This window comes from Streptomyces sp. JLBG701 (genome assembly GCF_058544905.1).
This window is the reverse complement of sequence record NZ_CM178588.1, coordinates 9,356,393-9,376,534: the sequence shown is the minus strand read 5'-3', so window position 1 is coordinate 9,376,534 and position 20,142 is coordinate 9,356,393. Positions and strand designations below refer to the sequence as shown.

Sequence of the window (20,142 nt, the reverse complement as noted above, 5' to 3'; positions counted from 1 at the left end):
CGAACCGGGGTGGCGCGGTCGGTCAGACGGGCTGCCCGATCGGTCGTATGACCACCGTGTTGATGTCTACGCCCTCCGGTTGCCGGATGGCCCAGACGATCGAGTCGGCGATCTGGTCGGCGGTGAGGAGACGGCCGGGCGGCAGGCTACCGTTGCCGTCCCAGAACGGGGTCTCGACGCGGCCGGGTGCGATCAGGGTGACGCCGATGCCGTACTCCGTCACCTGGCGGCGGGTGTTCTCGGCGAGGCCGGTCACCGCCCACTTGGTCGCCCCGTAGATGTTGCCGGGGCCGTGCACGAACCCGGCGACGCTGCCGACCAGGACGATCCGGCCCCGGGTCTCCTTGAGGGCGTCGACGGAGGCGCGGATGAGGAGGGCCGGGCCGAGGACGTTGGTCAGCACCATCTCGGTCCAGCCGGCGGGATCGCCGTCGGCCACCGTGTCGTGGGTCGCGAAACCGGCGTTGGCGACGACCGTGTCCAGCCGGCCGAACTCCTTCAGCGTGGCCTCGACGGCGGACCGCACCTGGTCGTAGTCGGCCGCGTTGCCGGCGACCGTCAACAGGCCCTCGGGGTCGCCGAGTTCGTCGGCGAAGCCGCGCAGCCGACTCTCGCTGCGGCCGGTGACGGCCACCCGGTGCCCGGCGTCGAGCAGTTGCCGCGCGACGGCGGCGCCGATCCCGCTGCCGCCGCCGGTGATCAGCGCGACCGGCGAGTCGGTCATGGTTGCCATGTCTACCCCCTGTGTTTCGCCCCTGTGTTTCGGGGTCGGACGTCAGGGAGTGAATCAGTTGGAGCACTCTCGAAGTCAAGGCCGGTCAAGGCTCAGGAGCCGCAGGTGCCGCGGTAGGGCACCGCGGGGAGGTACTGCTTCCATTCCGCCTCCGTGGCGCCGCCCTCCGCTCGCGCACACACCTCGGCGGCGGCCTCGCTCGGCGTCAACGGGCTTGTCCGGTCCGGCAGATGGGGCGTGGCGATGTGCAACTCCCCTGCGTCGGCGGCGAATCCCACGGCGAGGACGGGGCCGTCACCGGCGGGTACGGTCGCCGCGGGCAGCCGCGCCCGTGCCGTCTCCCACACCTGCACGGTTCCGTCGGCGGCGCTCGCCGCGAGCAGGGACCCGTCGGCGGAGAAGGCCAGCGCCGAGTCCACCGTGGTGGCGCCGGTGGGCCTGAGGACCGCGATCCTGCGCCAGGTATGCGCATCCCACAGAGTGAGGCGGCCTCCGGTGTCCTCCACGGCGAGGTAGCGCCGGTCGGGGCTGAAGACGACCGTGCGCAGGAAGTCCTCCCCCTCGACTCCCCCGGTGCGCCGCCTGCCCGTCGCGACGTCCACGAGCGTGCCCTCGTAGGTCACGGCGGTACGGCCCGTGGGGTCGACCCCGATGGTTGTCACCCTGTTGACCACCGGAGGCTCGTGGGCCGCGACGGATCGGCCTCGCGTGTCGAACGCGGCGTGGGCGGCCGGATTCTCGCGCCATGCCGGGCCGGCCAGTCCCCGCAGGGACAGGGTGTGCACGATGCTGGTCCGCCCGCCCTCGCGGTAGCTCAGCACGCCCGCCTTCGGGTCAAGGCGGAAATCGCCGACCGTCAGGGCCGACGCCGGATAGGTGAGCAGCGGCGCACGCTCACTGTCGTCCGCGGGTTTCGGGAGGTCCGTGCGCCACAGGGAGAGGGCGCCGGGGGTCCAGGCCAGGGCGTAGGCGCCGTGGAACACGACGGCGTTCGCGCCGCCCGCGATCGGCAGCCGGGGGCGTTCCCTGCCGGCCGTGAAGTCCCAGGTCACGATCCCTTGAGAGGTGGCGGCCGCGACGGCACCACCGTCCGGGGTGAAGACGAACTCCTCTCCCTCGCACAGCAGTTGCTCCGTCGACCGGGGCGGGCGGGTGGCCACCAGCCGCCCCTCCGCGAAGTCGAGGACCCGCAGTCGGGTGTCGTCGTCCCCGCACCAGGCGAGATGGCGTTCGTCGGGGCTCGGCATGGGCAACGGGCCGTCGTCCTCCGCGTGTTCGTAGCGGTACCGCACGCGCTGCCGGTCCAGGTCCCACAGCTCCAGGACCATCCGGTCGCTCCCGGGGTCGTGGGCGAGACGACTGGCGAGGAAGGTGTGCCCGCTCGGCCCGAACCGGCCGCCCGCGTCCGCCCACTCGCCGGTCGCCAGCCGCCGGGTGCTTCCATCGGCGAGCCCACGGATGAGCGTGCCCTTGCCGCCGGGTGCGTGCTGGGCGATCAGCCGGCCGTCGCCGCTGACGTCGATCACGCCGTCTGACAGGCCGGGGAGTTTCACGGAGCGGATGCGGCGGTGCGTGCGCACGTCCCACTGCATGGCCCGGTCGTGCGCCACCGACGTCAGGACCCGACCGTCGTCGCTGAGCCAGGCGGGGGCGTTGAGCGCGCGGCCGCCCTCCTCGGGCTGGGTGAACACGTCCTGCTCGCTCTGCGCGGCGGCCGTGCGCAGGGCCGCGCGGGTCTCCGGCAGGTCGGCGGTCCGCCAGGCGGCGAGGGCCAGGCGCATCGCGGTGCGCGGCTCGGACTCGCGCAACGTGTCCACCAGCGCGGCGACCCTGCGCGCCTCGGCCTCGTCCCGCTGCCGCGCACTGATGCCGCCCTGCCGCCAGGCGGCCACCCCCGCGACGACGGCCAGACAAAGAAGCACGGCGAGCGCACCGGCCAGTACCCGCAGCCGACGCGCCGCCCGGGCCTGGGCACGACGGCCGTGCTCGTACGCGGCCACGCTCGCGGCGAGGAAGTCGCGTTCGAGTCGGTTCAACTCCCCTTCGCTCCCAGCCCCATTGCCCCTCTCGCCGCCATCGCCGCCATCGCCGCCATCGCCGCCATCGCCGAAGGCTTCTCTCGCCTCCGTCAGCCGTATCCCCCGGTACAGCGCGCCCGTGTCCCGGCCCAACTCCGCCCAGGTGAGGGCCGCTTCGGTGAGGCGGCGGTGCAGGCGCAGCCGCTCGCGGTTCTCGTCGATCCAGGTGCGCAGTCGAGGCCAGGCGCCGATCAGCGCTTCGTGGGCGAGGTCGACCGTGTCGCCGTCGACCGTCAACAGGCGGGCGCGGACCAGTCGTTCGAGGACGCCTGCGGTCCTCCCGTCGGCGTCGAGTTCCGCCCGGTCGACGGGGCGCCGGGTGTCTTCGGTGCCGTCGCCCGGGGTCACCAGCCGAAGCAACAGCGCCCGGACCGCGGCGGCCTCGGCGGGAGTGCAACGGGCGTATTCCGCCTCCGCGGTGTGGGTGACGGCACCGTGGATGCCGCCGACGGCCTCGTACGCGGCCAGGGTCAGGTTTCTGCCGGTGCGGCGCCGCCAGACCTCGCGCAGGGCGTGGGCCATCAGCGGCAGGCCGCCGGGTTCGCCCGCGACGTCCGCAACGACGCGGGCGGTCAGGGCGCGTTCGACGACGAGCCGGTGCGTGGCGGCGGGCCGGACCACGGCCTCCCGCAACTGCTGCGGCGGCATCGGTCCGACAAGCAGCGTGGCATCGCGCAGGGCGTCGGCGAGCGGGCCATGGTCGGCGCAGCGGCCGTAGAAGTCGGCGCGCACGGCGAGGACGACCCGAAGCCGGGCCGCCGGATCCAGGGCGGTGAGCAACTCCCGTACGAACAGGTCGCGTTCGGCATGGTCGGAGCAGAGCGCGAAGACCTCCTCGAACTGGTCGACCACGAGCAGTGTGTCGCCGGCGGCGTCATGGGGGACGAACAGGGCCTTGTGCGTGCGGGCCGGGTGGGCGCCCGGGGTGAGGACGCGGATGGCGGCGAGGGGCGGCCCGGGGTCGTTTCTCTTGCGCAGCGCCGGGATCAGACCGGCCCGCAGCAGCGAGGACTTCCCGCTCCCCGAGGCGCCCGCCACCACCGAGATCCTTCTGCGGCCCACGAGTTCGGCGAGCTCGGCGATGAGGTCGTCGCGGCCGTGGAAGTCGTCGTGGTCGTCGGTCTCGAACCGGGTGAGTCCCGGGTAGGGGCTGTCGGCGCAGTCGGACGGTTCCGCGTCGAGTGCCTCGGCGACGGCCGCCCGCCAGCGCCGCGCCCACTCCTCGGTGTCGCCGCCGCACGCGGTGACGTACGCCGTGAGCACGGGCAGGGTCGGCAGGCGTTCCCCGGCCGCCGCGGCGGACAGGGTGGGCGCCGAGTAGCCGGTGCCGAGCGCCATCGCACGGTAGGTCGGGGTGTCCGCCTCGTCCCGCAGCTTGCGCAGTTCATAGGCGAACCGCTGCACGGCCCCCGCCCCGGGATCCAGCGGTTTCTCACGACGCCCCATGCACGACTCCCCCTCCGTCACAGCCGGCCCACACGCCAACAGCCCACCCTCGCCGATTGATTGGCGCGGAGAACCAGGGCTGCCCATCAATCAATCCGCGCCTGGACTCGTCGGTGCACTCGCTCTTCCCACCACGCACCGGAGTCCGCCATCGCCACCACACACTCACCCAGACCACTTCTGGCCCCCGCCCGGTTGCCGAGCGCGCCCAAAGGTCACCGCGTCCCGCTGCCGATGCTCGTCCCGGTCGCCCTCTCCCTCGCCCTCGGGCTGTGGGGCGTACGGCGGGAGGGCACCATGTGGCGGGACGAGGCGGTGACGTACGACATGGCGCGGCGTTCCCTGCCCGACCTGTGGGCGACGCTGGAGCGGATCGACGCCGTGCACGGCCTGTACTACCTGCTGATGCACGGCCTGTTCGGGATCTTCGCCGGAGTGGACCCGCTGCTGGTCATGCGCCTCCCCTCGGTGCTGGCGACGGGCGCGGCGAGCGGGGCCGTGGCCCTGCTCGGACACCGGCTCGCGGGACCACGGGCGGGACTGCTCGCCGGTGTCGTCTTCGCGCTGCTGCCGCCGGTGCAGCGCTATGCGCAGGAGGGGCGTTCGTACGCGCTCGTGTGCGCGCTGGTCGTCTGGGCGACGTATCTGCTCGTGCGGGCGGTGGCCTCCCGGAGCGGCGGGGCCTGGGCCGGTTACGGCACGGTCATGCTGGCGGCCTGCCTCCTGCACGAGTTCGCGGTACTGGCCCTCGCGGCGCACCTGATGACCGTACCCCGCTTCGCACGCCGCGCCTGGGCGTGGACGGCGGTCGCGGTCTGCGCCGGACTGGCCCCGCTCGCCACCGTGAGCATGCGCCAGTCGGACCAGGTGGCGTGGATCAGCGGCATCGGAATCGGGGCGCTCGCGGGATTCGCGGGTGCCACGGCGGTGGGCGTGGCCTGCGCCAGACTGCTGCCCGGACGCCCACGCCCGGCGCTGTCCGCCCTGGCCCTGCCCCTCCTCATCCTGCCCGCGCTGCTGCTGATACTGATCTCGCTGGTCAAGCCGCTCTACGTGGACCGCTACGTCCTCTACGGCCACGCCGGCACCGCCCTCCTGATCGGCGCCGCCCTGGACCGACTGGCCCGCGCGGGCGGCCGGAGCCGAAGGGTCGCCGCCCTCGCGGCAGGGGTCGCCGGCCTCGTACTGCTCCCCTTCACCCTGGACCTGCGCACCCCGGACAGCCGCCTCGACGACGTCACCGCCATCGCCGCGGCCGTCCGCGCGGAGGGCAACGGCGGGGACGGGATCCTCTATCTGCTGGCCCGCCGCCGGGTCTGGTCACTGCCGGACCCGGGCTCCGTCCACGGGCTGCGCGACCTCGCCCTGGACCGGAGCCCGGTCGCCTCACACACGTTGTACGGCACGGAGGTGGCCGCCGACGTCATCCGCGCCCGCATGCTGGCGACACCACGCATCGTCGCGCTGAGCGACCCGGCGGGGCAGCCCTTGGACGAGGTCCCGCGGGAGGAGGTGAAGCGGCGGGTGCTCGCCACCTACTTCGAGGAGTGCGGGACCCGGCAGCTCCAGGGGGCACGTCTGACCGTCTACGCGAGGCCAGGTCACTGCTGACGTACGGCGGTGTGCACGGTATGCACCGCCAGCACGAACACATCCGGCCTCCGATACACGCTCGCCTCGTCCTCCGCGTCGAGAAGCCGGTCGAGCGTGGCGAGGTCCTCGGGGTCCAGGGCCTCGCCGAAGACCTCGCGGAACCGGGACAGCGAGTCCGCCGCATAGGCACGGGCCCCTTCCGTGACCGGTGCCGGCAGGTCCAGCAGGAAGCTGCGCGTGCCCGTGTGCTTGAGCCCGGCGGCGGTCAGCAGCGCCGGCCAGTCCTCCGTCTCGTCGACGGCGTCGGGCAGCTCGGCCCGCATCTGCGTGAACCACTCCTGCTCCACCGCGTCCAGGCGTGACTGGAGGCCGGGACGCCCGATGCCGATGTTCCGGGGCAGGAACCGCGTGGGCAGTCCGCCCTCAAGGAGCGCGAGGGTGCCGCCGACCGCGAGCCGCTCGCCGAAAGCGGCGAGGGCGGCCCGCTGGTCGCCGAGGTGATGCAGGCTCCGGCTCGCCCACAGCAGGTCGGCCGGGTACTCCAAGTCGTCCAGTGCGCCCGGGAGTTCGCCCGCGACGGTGCCGAATCGGTCGGCGACCTGAAGCCGCCCGGCCCGCTCCCGGGCCCGCTCAAGGAGCGGCCCGGAACCGTCCACGGCGACGACCCGGGCCCCCGGAAACGCCTCCGCGAACAGACAGGCCACGACCCCGGGACCGCTGCCCACGTCGACGACCAGGCCCGGCGCCGGCTGCTCCTGCGCCAGCCAGGCGATGGCCCGGCGGTACAGGGGCGCGTACAGCTCCGCCTGCGATTCGAGGTGCTGGGCCATCTCCGCCCAGTCGATGTCGGTGTGATCGTGTCGGTGCGCCATGGTGGTCAGCCTCTCGTTCGCGATGCGACCAGCGTGCTCTGACGCACCGCACGCAGACCACTCTCCTTGCCGAAGCGGCAACAATGAGATGCGCCCCGGCAAGCCCGTCCCCGACCATGACCGGGTGGACGACGACATGGTGGAACGCTTCCTCGAAGACGGCTTCGTGAAGATCGAGGGCGCCTTCCCGCCCCGCGTCGCCGAAAGCTGCACGCGGCTGCTGTGGCGGGAGACCGGCTACGACCCGGCCGACCCCGACACCTGGAAGGCCCCGGTCGTGTGGGTCTCCGGCATGGCGCAGGGCCCCTTCGCGGCCGCCGCCAACTCCCCGGTCCTGCATGAGGCGTTCGACCTGCTGGTCGGCGAACGCCGCTGGGAACCGCGCTACTCCCTGGGCAGCTTCCCACTCCGTTTCCCGCACGAGGAGGAGCCGGACGACGCTGGCTGGCACATCGAAGGGAGCTACCTCCCGGAGGGCGCCACCCTCTGGCACACGAACCTGCACTCCAGGGACCGCGCCCTCCTGATGCTGTTCCTGTTCAGCGAGGTGACCGAGGAGGACGCCCCGACCCGCATCCGGGTCGGCTCTCACCTCGACGTACCACCGGTTCTGGAGCCGTACGGCGAACAGGGCGCCTCCTTCATGGAGCTGGGCCCGAAGGTCGCGGAGGCCTCTTCCCACCGCCCCCTCGCCTACGCCACCGGCCACCCCGGCGACGTCTACCTGTGCCACCCGTTCCTGGTCCACGCGGCCCAGCCTCACCACGGAACACGCCCTCGCTTCATGGCCCAGCCGCCCCTGATCCCGGCAGTCCCCTACAACCTGAACCGCCCCGACGGCGACTACTCGACGGTTGAGTTCGCAATCCGCCGGGGCCTGACCCAAGAGGCCTGACCCCGACGGACCTTTAGGGGCGCGGGGCTGTGACAATTTGCGGCTACCGCCGCGTGGGCGCGACCAGCCACAGCCGGCCCGCAGCCAAAACTCAACCCAACCGCCAAAGCCTAGAGCGGCGGGAACGCGTTCTGCATCAGCTGCTGGAACTGCGCCGAGAACCAGTGCCCGGACAGCGGCGCGTTGGCCAGAGCGCCCGACAGATTGTTGCCGTTACGGGCGTTACCCGTGTACGTCGGGTCGCACATACGGTCGAAGCCCTTGCCCTCGTCGTTCGGGATCGCCGTGCTGGAGCCGTCGGACTCACCCGGCGGCTTCATCCACACATAGGCGTCGATCCCGGTCGCCGGGGATGCCTGCGGACGCTCACCGAGGCCGGCTCCGGACTGGTTGCACCAGTTGCCGACGTGGATCCGGCGGTCGTAACGCCCGCCGTCGACATAGGTGTCGACACTGGTCGTGGCACCGGGACCGGTGGGCCGCGCGGTGCCGCCCCAGCCGTTCCGCGATGTGTCGATCAGCATGCCGATACCGGAGTTGAAGCCGACCGAGACCAACTGGGTGCGGAAGGCCTGGGCGTACGACAGTTCGTCGACGTAGCGGTTCCAGTCGACCCACTTGGACTGGCGCACGGAAGTGCCGTTCACCGTGTCGTTGATGGTGAAGTTGTTCTCCTTCAGGGCGCTGTAGTTGGCCGTGTTGGTGATGAAGCCGTGGACGTCGTCGACGGTCGCGCCCTCGGCGGTGGCGGCCTGGTGGAAGAGGGTGGCGGAGGGCGCGAAGTTGTCGTCCCAGCCGAGCCAGCCGTGGTGGCCGGCGTCGATGTAGTTGTAGACGTTGGGGATCGCGCCGAGCTTGTTCAGGGCGTAGCCGACGCCCTTCACGTAGTTCCCGTTGGCGAGCATCACGTCGCACTGCGGGGTCGCGGTGGCGCGGCTGCCGGTGTTGGTGACGAGGTTGGGCAGCGAGTCGATCTCGATCGTGGTGACGATCCGCAGCGAGCTGTACTTGCTGTCGGCGAGGATCGTCGCGATCGGGTCGATGAACTCCGTCTTGTAGCGGTCGATGTCCGTCGGGCCGAGCTCGCCGTTGGAGGCGAGGGCGGCGCAGTCACGCCCGGGCAGGTCGTAGACGACGAGTTGGACGACCTCTTCGCCGGTGCCCTTCTGGGTCAGGGCCGCGTCGAGGTGGTCGCGCAGCCCCATGCCGCCGTTCACCCCCTCGATGGCGGCGATGCGGTCGAGCCAGACACCGGTGGGCTGGCTGGAGATACGGCTGCCGCCGGTCTCGGCCGCCGCCTTGGCGGACCACTCCGGGTTCACGTACACCTTGGCGCCGGAGTAGGGGTTGTCGACCCGGCCGGACGGATCCGGATCGGGATCGGTGCCGCCGCCGTCGTCGACGTTGCAGGTGACGCCGTCGAGCGTGAACGTCGTCGGGAGCGCGTTGGTCCCGCTGTAGGAGGCGTTGAAGCCGAAACTGACCGAACCGCCGGTCGCCAGCGTCCCGTTGTAGGTCTCGTTGGCGGCGGTGACGGCGGTCCCGCTCTGGCTGATCTTCGCGTTCCAGCCGCTGGTGACCGTCTGGTTTCCGGCGTACGACCACTTCACCGCCCAGGACGATTTGGCGGCGCTGTTGTTGGTGACCGTCACGGCGGTGGTGAAGCCGGTGCCCCAGTCGTTCTGCACCTTGTAGTCGACGGTGCAGGGGATGGCGGCCGTGCCGACGTCGGCCATGGTGGGCGCGGCGAGAGCGGTCCCGGAGGCCCCGGCGACCAGCGCCAGGGCAGCGAGTATCGCTGTTCTTGTACGACTCATGAGTGCGGGTTTCCTTCTCCGTTGCGGGTGTTGACCGGTACGGGAGTTATCTGGTGCGGGAGTTATCCGTTGAGGGCGCGCAGGTGATCGCGCAGCCCGATTCCGTACGACGTCGGTGTGCCGTCGTAGTCGGAGATGAGGGAAGGACCGGAGGAGCAGTCCCAGGTGTTCCAGGTCCAGCCGAGGTAGGACAGGCCGCGGTCGTCGAACCACTTCATGACCTGGTCGACGAAGGAGTGCGCGCAGGTGTTCTCCCCGATCTCCCCCGCGACCAGCGGCACTTGGGCCGCGACCGGGGCGAGCGTGGAGTTCCAGCAGCTCTCGTTGGCGCAGGTGTTGAAGTTGTAGACGTGCCATGCCGCGGCGAGATTGCCCGCCGGATCACTGGGCTTGTACGTCAGCCACTGGCTCAGGTCGTTGGAGTAGGCGAGCCCGCCGGCCAGGATCGGGTTGGTGGCGCCGGTGGCCCGTATGGCGTCGACGAGATCCTGCATACCGGCGACCTCATACCCGATGCCGGAGCAGCTGCCGCCGTCCCGCCAGCACTGCCACGCCTGGGTGGTCGTGGACGTGGCGCGGTCCGGGTAGGGCTCGTTGAACAGGTCGAACACGACGGCCGGGTCGGCCTTGAAGGTGCTGGCCACCGAAGCCCAGAAGGACGGTGTGTACTGCATGTTCGGCATCGGCTTCTGGCAGCTGGCGTGTACGTCGGAGCAGCCCGCCGAGTTGCCGGTGTACTGCCCGTACGACCAGTGGAGTTCGACCATCGGCGTCATGCCGTGTGCCTCGACGCGCGCCACCAGGTCCTTGACGGCGTTGATGTAGTTGGCGCCGGCGTACTCGGGTTTGATGTTGGAAAGGCCCAGCCAGCACTCCTCGTTCAGCGGAATGCGGACGGTGTTGGCGCCCCAGTCGGCGATCGCCTGGACGGCGGCGTCGTCCACCGGGCCGTCCCAGATGCCGTAGCCCTGTACGCACATGAACTCGCCGCCGGACCGGTTGACGCCGAGCAGCCGGCGTGTGCTGCCGTCGGCGTCCACGAGCTGGTTCCCGGAGACGTGCAGGGCGGGCGGCCCGTCACCGGGGTCCGCCGGATCGGTCGGGGTCGGCGTCGGTGTCAGGGTGGGCGAGGGCGACGGATCGGCATCGACGTTGCACACCGCGCCGTTGAGCTTGAACGCCGTCGGTGTGGAGTTGCTCCCCGACCAGGACCCGATGAATCCGGCGCCGATGCTCGCGCCCGTGCCCAGCGAGCCGTTCCAGCTCTCGTTGGCCGCCGTGACCGTCGTACCGGACTGGGACCACTTGGCGTTCCAGCCCTGGCCGACCTGCTGACCGTTCGCGAAGTCGAAGGTGAGGCTCCAACTGCTCACCGGGGCCATGTTGTTGGTGAGGGTGACGGCGCCTTGGAAGCCGGTGTCCCACTGGCTGGTGACGGAGTACTCCACCGTGCACGCGGGGGTGGCTCCCGACGCCGTGACGACCGGCGCGATCGCGGTGCCGATGAGCGCGGTCGCGGCGGCGCCGGCAAGTAAAAGTCCTGAACGCGGGGGGTATCGCGGGGGGTGTCGCATGAGCGAGTCCTTGCAGCTCGGGCGCGTCGTGACGGACGCGTCGACTGATGGATTCGCTCCCACTGGTGCCCATGAAGCTAGCGCCAAGTGACGGTAAAGAACAGGGGAGTCACTGACTTTCCCTCAACCCCGCTCGTCGAATCTTTTCGACTCTTCAAGCACCTTGACCCCTCTCGACCCCATCCCCACTATGGGAGCGCTCCCACTGGTTCAAGGCTTGTTGCTGCTCCACCCCCCTTCTCCGAGCCGCAAGGAGGAACCAGCACATGCACCCCAGAAGGAGACGCCGCAGAGCGCGGCGGCTATGGACCGCTGTCGTGGCGGCCCTCGCGCTGCCCTTCGCGATGCTGACGACGGGTCCAACTCCCGCACAGGCGGCGGCACTTCAGTGCAGCGTCGACTACAAGACGAACGACTGGGGCTCCGGCTTCACCGCGGACGTCACGCTCACCAATCGCGGCACGGACGCCATCAGCGGCTGGACGCTGACGTACGCGTACAGTGGCAACCAGCAGCTGAGCAACGGCTGGAACGGCACCTGGTCCCAGTCGGGCCAGGCCGTCACCGTGCAGAACGCCTCGTACAACGGGACGATCGCCGCGGGCGCGGCCGTCTCCACCGGCGCGCAGTTCTCGTACAGCGGCACCAACGCCGCCCCGACGAGCTTCGCGATCAACGGCACGACCTGCGTCGGCGCGCATCAGCCGCCGATCACGGTGCTGACCAGCCCCGCCGCGGGCGCCGTCTACACCCTGGGTGACGCGGTGCCGCTGGCGGCCACAGCGGCGGCGGCCGACAGCGCGACGATCGGCAAGGTGGAGTTCTACGACGACACCACGCTCCTGGGCACCGACACGACCTCGCCGTACTCGCTCTCGGTCTCCAGCTTGACCGTGGGCAGTCATTCCCTGCTGGCGAAGGCGTACGACAGTCTGGGCGCGTCCGGTGAGTCGACGCCGGTCGGCATCACGGTCGCCTCGGGTCCCGCCGTCGTCGCCTCCCCGGCCCAACTCCCTGTCCAGCAGGGCAAGACGGGCACGTACCAGGTGAAGCTGTCGACGCAGCCGAGCGCGAACGTCACGGTCACCACCGCGCGGGCGAGCGGCAACACAGGCCTGTCGGTCACGGGCGGCGCCTCGCTCACCTTCACCCCGTCGAACTGGAGCACCGCGCAGACGGTGACCATCACGGCGGACGCCTCCGGCACGGGCTCGGCGGTCTTCGAGTCGACGGCGACGGGCCATGCGAAGGCCACGGTCACCGCCACCGAGATCGCGGCGACGAAGGCGTACGACGCCCGCTTCCTGGAGCTCTACGGCAAGATCACCAACCCGGCGAACGGCTACTTCTCCCCCGAGGGCATCCCCTACCACTCGGTGGAGACGCTGATCGTCGAGGCGCCGGACCACGGCCACGAGACGACGTCGGAGGCGTACAGCTATCTCCTGTGGCTCCAGGCCATGTACGGCAAGGTGACGGGCGACTGGACCAAGTTCAACGGCGCCTGGGACATCATGGAGAAGTACATGATCCCCACCCACGCCGACCAGCCCACCAACTCCTTCTACAACGCCTCGAAGCCGGCGACGTACGCGCCCGAGCTGGACACTCCGAACGAGTACCCGGCGAAGCTGGACACCGGGGTGTCGGTGGGATCGGATCCCATCGCCGGTGAACTGAAGACCGCATACGGTACGGACGATGTCTACGGTATGCACTGGCTGCAGGACGTCGACAATGTCTACGGCTACGGCAATTCGCCCGGCAAGTGCGAGGCGGGGCCGACCGACACCGGGCCGTCGTACATCAACACCTTCCAGCGCGGCGCGCAGGAGTCGGTGTGGGAGACGGTGCCGCAGCCGACCTGCGACGCCTTCAAGTACGGTGGTACGAACGGGTACCTGGACCTGTTCACCGGTGACTCCTCCTACGCCAAGCAGTGGAAGTTCACCAACGCCCCGGACGCCGACGCGCGGGCCGTGCAGGCCGCGTACTGGGCGGACATCTGGGCCGAGCAGCAGGGCAAGGGCGCGGACGTCTCCGCGACCGTCGGCAAGGCCGCGAAGATGGGCGACTATCTGCGCTACGCCATGTACGACAAGTACTTCAAGAAGATCGGCAACTGCGTCGGCCCGACCACGTGTGCGGCCGGCACCGGCAAGGACGCCTCGTCCTATCTGCTGTCCTGGTACTACGCGTGGGGCGGCGCCACGGACACGAGTGCGGGCTGGGCCTGGCGCATCGGCTCCAGCCATATGCACGGGGGCTACCAGAACCCCTTGGCGGCGTACGCGCTGAGCTCGTATGCCGACCTGAAGCCCAAGTCGGCGACGGGCGCTGCGGATTGGGGTACCTCACTGACCCGGCAACTGGAGTTCTACCGCTGGCTGCAGTCCAACGAGGGTGCCATCGCGGGCGGTGCGACCAACAGTTGGGCGGGCCGTTACGCGACCCCGCCGGCCGGTACGTCGACCTTCTACGGCATGTACTACGACCAGCAGCCCGTCTACCACGACCCGCCGTCCAACCAGTGGTTCGGCTTCCAGGCGTGGTCGATGGAGCGGGTCGCCGAGTACTACCAGCAGACCGGGAACGCCAGCGCCAAGGCGGTTCTCGACAAGTGGGTCGACTGGGCGCTGTCCAAGACCACGATCAACCCGGACGGCACCTATCTGATCCCCTCCACGCTCCAGTGGTCGGGCCAGCCCGACACCTGGAACGCCTCAAGTCCCGGCGCCAACACGGGACTTCATGTCACCGTCGCCGACTACACCAACGACGTCGGCGTGGCGGCCGCGTACGCCAAGACCCTGACGTACTACGCCGACCGCTCCGGTGACACCGAGGCGGCGACTACCGCGAAGGCGCTCCTCGACGGCATGTGGGGCAACTACCAGGACAGCCTGGGTGTTGCCGTCCCGGAAAGCCGCGCCGACTACAACCGCTTCGACGACAGCGTGTACGTCCCGAGTGGCTGGACCGGCACCATGCCGAACGGCGACGCGATCAACTCGTCGTCGACGTTCGACTCGATCCGGTCGTTCTACGAGGACGATCCGGCCTGGTCGAAGATCGAGGCGTATCTGGCGGGCGGGGCGGTACCTTCGTTCACTTATCACCGGTTCTGGGCTCAGGCGGACATCGCCTTGGCCATGGGGTCGTACGCGGAGCTTCTCGAATAGTCCCCGCCGGGCGCTCCGCGGGTTGGGCCGTGTGTTGACTGCGGGTCCGCTGTGGCTGGTCGCGCTCACGCGGCGGAGCCGCAAATCGATGCAGTCCCGCGCCCCTGAAGGGGCGCTCCACTACACGGCGTTTCTCGGAACCGCCTGAAAGCTTCGCGTGCTCGGTCCCGTCACCTGACGACGGGGCCAACCGGCCGGGCGGCCCTCTCCCGCACTGAGGGCCGCCCGGCAACTCTCGACTCACGGAGAAAGCGCTTTCCCCCACATCCCGGAAAGGATCCCCCGTGCGAAGAACCCGCATCCTCACGGCGGTGCTGGCACTGGCGGCCGGACTGCTCGCGGGCACGCCGCCCGCGCTGGCCGCGCCCGCCTCCGCCAAGGCGGTCATCGCCGCCGACACCTACACCTGGAACAACGCCCGGATCGACGGCGGCGGCTTCGTCCCCGGCATCGTCTTCAACCGGGCCGAGAAGAACCTCGCCTATGCCCGTACCGACATCGGCGGGGCCTACCGCTGGCAGGAGTCGACGAAGACCTGGACGCCGCTGCTCGACTCGGTCGGCTGGGACGACTGGGGGCACACCGGCGTCGTCGGCCTCGCCTCCGACTCGGTCGACCCGAACAAGGTGTACGCGGCTGTCGGCACGTACACCAACAGCTGGGATCCCGGGAACGGTGCCGTGCTGCGGTCCGGCGACCGGGGCGCCAGCTGGCAGAAGACGGACCTGCCGTTCAAGCTGGGCGGCAACATGCCGGGCCGGGGCATGGGCGAGCGGCTCGCGGTCGACCCGAACAAGAACAGCGTGCTGTATCTGGGCGCGCCGAGCGGCAAGGGCCTGTGGCGGTCGACGGACTCCGGTGTCACCTGGTCGCAGGTCGCCAACTTCCCCAACGTCGGTAACTACGCGCAGGATCCGAGCGACACGAGCGGCTACGCCTCCGACAACCAGGGCATCGTCTGGGTCACTTTCGACGAGTCCACGGGTACGTCGGGCAACGCGACGCAGACTGTCTACGTCGGGGTCGCCGACCTGGCCAACTCGGTGTACCGCTCGACGGACGGGGGCGCGACCTGGTCCCGCCTCGCCGGTCAACCGACCGGCTACCTCGCCCACAAGGGCGTCCTCGACGCGACGAACGGCTACCTCTATCTCGCCTACAGCGACAAGGGCGGCCCCTACGACGGCGGCAAGGGCCAGCTGTGGCGGTACGCGACGGCGACCGGCACCTGGACGAACATCAGCCCGGTGGCGGAGGCCGACACGTACTACGGCTTCAGCGGCCTGACCGTCGACCGCCAGCACCCCGGCACTGTGATGGCGACGGCGTACAGCTCCTGGTGGCCGGACACGCAGATCTTCCGCACGACGGACAGCGGCGGCACCTGGACGAGGGCGTGGGACTACACGTCGTACCCCAACCGCTCGAACCGCTTCACGATGGACGCCTCGTCCTCACCGTGGTTGACCTGGGGCGCGAACCCGTCACCACCCGAACAGACCCCGAAACTGGGCTGGATGACGGAGTCGCTGGAGATCGACCCGTTCAACTCGAACCACATGATGTACGGGACGGGCGCGACGATCTACGGCACCGAGACCCTCACCAACTGGGACGGCGGCAGCCAGTTCACCATCAAGCCGATGGTGCAGGGCCTGGAGGAGACGGCGGTCAACGACCTGGCGTCCCCGCCGTCGGGCGCCCCGCTGCTCAGCGCGCTCGGCGACATCGGCGGCTTCCGCCACACGGACCTGACGAAGGTCCCGTCGATGATGTACACGTCGCCGAACTTCACGTCCACGACCAGTCTGGACTTCGCGGAGACGAACCCCAACACAGTGGTCCGCGTAGGGAACTTGGACTCGGGCCCGCACATCGCGTTCTCGACGGACAACGGCGCCAACTGGTTCGCGGGGACGGACCCTTCGGGCGTCAGCGGTGGCGGGACGGTCGCGGCGGCGGCCGACGGAAGCCGGTTCGTGTGGAGCCCTGCGGGCGCGGGAGTCCAGTACGCGACGGGCTTCGGCACGTCCTGGTCGGCATCGACCGGCATCCCGGCGGGCGCGATCGTCGAGTCCGACCGAGTGGACCCGCAGACCTTCTACGGCTTCAAGTCGGGCAAGTTCTACGTCAGTTCGAACGGCGGCGCGACCTTCACGGCGTCGGCGGCGACCGGTCTCCCGAGCGGTGACAGCGTGCGCTTCAAGGCGCTCCCGGGCACGAAGGGCGACGTGTGGCTGGCGGGCGGCGCGAGTGACGGAGCGTACGGCCTGTGGCACTCGACGGACGGGGGCGCGAGCTTCACGAAACTCTCGAACGTCGACCAGGCCGACACGATCGGCTTCGGCAAGGCGGCGACGGGAGCCTCGTACCAGACCCTCTACACCAGCGCGAAGATCGCCGGCGTACGCGGCATCTTCCGCTCGACGGACAAGGGCGCGACCTGGACCCGCATCAACGACGATGCCCACCAGTGGGGTTGGACCGGCGCGGCCATCACGGGTGACCCGCGGATCTACGGCCGGGTCTACGTCTCCACCAACGGCCGCGGCGTGATCTACGGCGACTCCTCCGACAGCAGTGGAGGGGGCGGCGGCACTGATCCGACCCCGACACCGACCGGCGCCTGCACGGTGACGTACACCGTCACCAACCAGTGGTCGGGCGGCTTCCAGGCGGACGTACAACTGACCAACACCGGCTCAACAGCCTGGACAGGCTGGTCACTTGGCTGGTCCTTCCCGAACGGCCAGACCATCTCCCAACTCTGGAACGCCGACTACACCCAGTCGGGCGCGTCTGTGACGGCGAAGAACGTGAGCTGGAACGCCAACGTGGCGGCCGGCTCGTCCGTGAGCTTCGGCTTCACGGGCAGCTGGACGGGGTCCAACACCGAACCGACCGCGTTCAAGCTGGGCGACCAGAACTGCACGGTCACCTAGAAGCAGTTGCCGAAACCGGTGGGTGCGTGCCTCCCAAGGGGGCACGCACCCACCGTCGTTCACGGGGTGTAGACCGTCGGCCTCGGTGCCGTAGCCATCCCGTTGCCGATGAAGAAGCTCGGGTGGGGCGGCTGGTTGTAGGCGGTGTTCTGCCAGGCCAGGCCCGTGCGGTACATCGTGTCGTGCAGGAGGGTCGTGATCTTCGTGGTTGTTTCGAGCGGGGTGGAGTAGATGCGTAGCGCCGTGTTGTCGCTGGTCGGCCAGACGACCTCCTCGCGCCAGTCGCCCAGGATGTCGCCGGAGAGGGTCGGGGTCGCCTTGGTGCTGTTGTTGGAGTGGACCGAGGCGCCGGTCAGGAGGCGGGTGTCGGACGAGGTGCCGTACTTGTCGATGTGGGTGCCGTCGAGGAGTTCGCGGACGGTGTCGCCGTCCCACCAGGACAGGAAGTTGACGGAGGACGGCTCGCGGCCCTTGGTGGCGCCCGCCTCGTCGCGGATGGAGGAGTCGGAGGCGGACCACACCTCGGCGCCGTCGTTCCCGGCGTAGATGTCCCCGGCCACTCCCCGGCCGTTGTCGCAGCAGGCGGCGAGGCTCCAATTGACCGTTCCGTTGGCCGGGTTGATGTACAGCTCGGCCGGCTGGCTCGTCGACTCCGACACCTTGAAGTACTCCAGGCCCGCGTGGGCCGGGTCCAGGTCGCCCAGGTGCTGGGCGTCACCGTGGCCCGTCTTCGTCGTCCACAGCCCGTTGCCGTTGTCGTCGACCGCCATCGCGCCGTAGACGATCTCGTCCTTGCCGTCGCCGTCGACGTCCCCGACGGAGAGGCTGTGCGAACCCTGCCCGTCGTAGCCCTTGCCCGTGTTGGTGGAGGAGTTGGTGTCGAAGGTCCAGCGGCGGGTGAAGGCCCCGTTGCGCCAGTCCCAGGCGGCGATCACCGTGCGCGTGTAGTAGCCGCGGGCCATGATCAGCGAGGGGCGGGCGCCGTCCAGGTAGGCGGTTCCGGCGAGGAAGCGATCGACGCGGTTGCCGTACGAGTCGCCCCACGAGGAGACCGTACCGCGGGCGGGGACGTAGTCGACGGTGCCCATCGCGGCGCCGGTCTGCCCGTTGAACATGGTCATGTACTCGGGCCCGGACAGCACATACCCACTGGAGTTGCGGTAGTCGGCGGAGGAGCTGCCGATCACCGTGCCCTGACCGTCCGTCGTCCCGTCGGCCGTCTTCATGGCGATCTCGGCCTTGCCGTCACCGTCGTAGTCGTACACCTGGAACTGCGTGTAGTGCGCGCCCGAGCGGATGTTGCGCCCCAGGTCGATGCGCCACAGCCGGGTGCCGTCGAGTTTGACCCCGTCGAGGATCGTGTTGCCGGTGTAGCCGGACTGGGAGTTGTCCTTGGCGTTGGTGGGGTTCCACTTGAGGACGAAGTCGAGGGCTCCGTCGCCGTCGAGGTCGCCGACGGAGGCGTCGTTGGCCTCGTAGGTGTAGGCGACACCGTCGGGGGTCGTGCCGCCGGCCGGCGGGGTGATGGGAACGTCCTTGTAGCCGGTGCGGAGTTGGACGGCGTGGACCGAGTCGGTCTGCTCGACTCCGCCCACGACGGCGCGAACCGTGTAGTCGGCCTGGGCGGGTGCGCCGGAGTGAAAGTAGTTCGTGGAGCCGGTGATCGGGGTCGAGTTGACCAGCGTGCCGGCGCGGTAGACGTTGAAGGAGACGTCGTTGGGGTCGGTGCCGAGCCAGCGCCAGCTGACCAGGTTGCCGCTGTCGGTGTGCACGCTCACGACGCCCCGGTCGAGGGCCTCGACCTGCCGGGCGGTGGCGGCCTCGGCCGTGCCCGGGGTGAGCGTGGCGAGTCCGGCGCCGACCAGGGCCGCCGTGGCGACCAGCGCCGCGAGGACGGCCCGGCGTCTGCGCTGCTTGTGCGGATGCGGGTGCGGGTGCTGCACGTGACGTACCTCCTGGGAGGACGGACGGGTTCCGACCTCTCAGTTGCCGCTGCCGGTACTCAAGTTGCCGTATTTTTCGGCCAGTTCGGCGGCGGTGCGGGCGATCCTCTGGCGGAGCTCGGCGGGTTCCAGCACCTCGATGTCCGTGCCCAGGCGCAGGAACTCGCCGTGGGCGTGGTCGACGGACTCGATGGGGACGGTCGCACGCGTCCAACCATCCGCGTCCGTACGGCCGTTGGAGCGCACGGCCGCACCCGCCGGCCCGGTCAAGTGGGCTCCGGGCGCCAGCCGCACCACCGCCTCTCCCCCGTACAGCCGGTCGCGGAAGTCCCGCTGGTAGGCCGTCCAGTAGGCGGCCAGGTCGAAGTCGTCGGGCCGGGTGAACTCCTCGTCGGACGTGGCCAGTTGGAGGATCTGGTCGACGCGGAACGTACGCGGCCTCGGACCGGCGACGACGTACCAGCGCCCCGCCTTGAGGACCAGCCCGTACGGCTCCAGGCGCCGCTCCACGTCGGTGGGTTCGCGCCAGCGGCGGTACCGGACGTGCAGGACGCGGCTGTTCCAGACGGCGTCGGCGACGGCCGGGAGATACGGCGTCTCCTCCGCGTCCGCGTACCAGCGGGGCGCGTCGAGGTGGAAGCGGCCACTGATGCGGTCGGCGTGGGCGCGCAGCTCGGCGGGCAGCGCGGCGCGCACCTTCAGCTGGGCGGCGGCAAGGACCGAGCCGAGGCCCAGTTCGGCGGCCGGGCCGGGGGCGCCCGCGAGGAAGAGGGCCTCGGCCTCGTCGGCGGTGAGGCCGGTCAGCCGGGTGCGGTAGCCGTCCAGGAGGCGGTAGCCGCCGGCGTGGCCCGCGTCGCCGTAGAGGGGGATCCCGGCCGCGCTCAGCGCCTCGACGTCCCGGTAGACCGTGCGGACCGACACCTCCAGCTCCTCGGCGAGCTGGGCGGCGGTCATCCGGCCGCGGGTCTGGAGCAGCAGGAGGACGGAGAGGAGCCGGGACGACTTCACCGGTCCAGAATGTCAGAATCCACTGACAGAAGGTGTCAGTGAAGCGACCCTAGCGTCCT

At 70.2% G+C, this 20,142-nt stretch carries 11 protein-coding genes; 4 read left to right on the top strand and 7 right to left on the bottom strand.

Annotated features, from left to right (window positions below; all coding sequences use genetic code 11):
* Window positions 1–22 precede the first annotated feature (22 nt).
* Window positions 23–724: an SDR family oxidoreductase gene (locus AC5DRG_RS42935; RefSeq protein WP_491813311.1), complete on the bottom strand. Its 702-nt coding sequence runs from the start codon at window positions 722–724 to the stop codon at window positions 23–25.
* 101 nt (window positions 725–825) lie between these two features.
* Complete coding sequence (locus tag AC5DRG_RS42930; protein WP_491805275.1) at window positions 826–4,257, bottom strand: nSTAND1 domain-containing NTPase; 3,432 nt, start codon at window positions 4,255–4,257, stop codon at window positions 826–828.
* A 234-nt stretch (window positions 4,258–4,491) separates the two neighbouring features.
* On the opposite strand from AC5DRG_RS42930, the gene AC5DRG_RS42925 reads away from it, so the two are divergent.
* Window positions 4,492–5,868, top strand: coding sequence for a glycosyltransferase family 39 protein (locus tag AC5DRG_RS42925; protein ID WP_491805274.1), 1,377 nt, complete (start codon window positions 4,492–4,494; stop codon window positions 5,866–5,868).
* On the opposite strand, the gene AC5DRG_RS42920 is transcribed toward AC5DRG_RS42925, so the two are convergent.
* A complete protein-coding gene (locus AC5DRG_RS42920) occupies window positions 5,859–6,722 on the bottom strand; it encodes a class I SAM-dependent methyltransferase (RefSeq protein WP_491805273.1) in 864 nt (287 codons plus the stop codon). The two genes, AC5DRG_RS42925 and AC5DRG_RS42920, sit on opposite strands and share 10 nt — an antisense overlap.
* Window positions 6,723–6,810: 88 nt before the next feature.
* Here AC5DRG_RS42920 and AC5DRG_RS42915 point away from each other — a divergent pair, with 88 nt between their 5' ends.
* Window positions 6,811–7,617 (top strand): phytanoyl-CoA dioxygenase family protein, encoded by an 807-nt coding sequence (locus tag AC5DRG_RS42915; RefSeq protein WP_491805272.1) that lies wholly within the window; start codon window positions 6,811–6,813, stop codon window positions 7,615–7,617.
* 110 nt (window positions 7,618–7,727) lie between these two features.
* Here AC5DRG_RS42915 and AC5DRG_RS42910 read toward each other — a convergent pair whose 3' ends face one another.
* Both AC5DRG_RS42910 and AC5DRG_RS42905 read right to left on the bottom strand, forming a co-directional pair.
* Window positions 7,728–9,434: a glycoside hydrolase family 6 protein gene (locus tag AC5DRG_RS42910; protein ID WP_491805271.1), complete on the bottom strand. Its 1,707-nt coding sequence runs from the start codon at window positions 9,432–9,434 to the stop codon at window positions 7,728–7,730.
* 62 nt (window positions 9,435–9,496) lie between these two features.
* On the bottom strand, window positions 9,497–11,008 hold the full coding sequence (locus tag AC5DRG_RS42905) for a cellulase family glycosylhydrolase (protein WP_491805270.1): 1,512 nt from the start codon (window positions 11,006–11,008) through the stop codon (window positions 9,497–9,499).
* A gap of 266 nt (window positions 11,009–11,274) precedes the next feature.
* Between AC5DRG_RS42905 and AC5DRG_RS42900 the strand changes: the two genes are divergently transcribed.
* Together AC5DRG_RS42900 and AC5DRG_RS42895 are read left to right on the top strand one after the other, a co-directional pair.
* Window positions 11,275–14,190, top strand: coding sequence for a glycoside hydrolase family 48 protein (locus AC5DRG_RS42900; RefSeq protein WP_491805269.1), 2,916 nt, complete (start codon window positions 11,275–11,277; stop codon window positions 14,188–14,190).
* 284 nt (window positions 14,191–14,474) lie between these two features.
* The gene (locus tag AC5DRG_RS42895; RefSeq protein ID WP_491805268.1) at window positions 14,475–17,132 is read left to right on the top strand and encodes a cellulose binding domain-containing protein; all 2,658 of its coding nucleotides are present in this window, start codon (window positions 14,475–14,477) and stop codon (window positions 17,130–17,132) included.
* Window positions 17,133–17,191: 59 nt separating this feature from the next.
* Here the strand turns inward: AC5DRG_RS42895 and AC5DRG_RS42890 are convergent, their stop codons facing one another.
* Window positions 17,192–19,075 carry a rhamnogalacturonan lyase gene (locus AC5DRG_RS42890; RefSeq protein WP_491805267.1) on the bottom strand — a complete coding sequence of 628 codons (1,884 nt, stop codon included), beginning with the start codon at window positions 19,073–19,075 and terminating at the stop codon, window positions 17,192–17,194.
* Between the two features lie 39 nt (window positions 19,076–19,114).
* On the bottom strand, window positions 19,115–20,083 hold the full coding sequence (locus AC5DRG_RS42885; protein ID WP_491805266.1) for a helix-turn-helix transcriptional regulator: 969 nt from the start codon (window positions 20,081–20,083) through the stop codon (window positions 19,115–19,117).
* Window positions 20,084–20,142 lie beyond the last annotated feature (59 nt).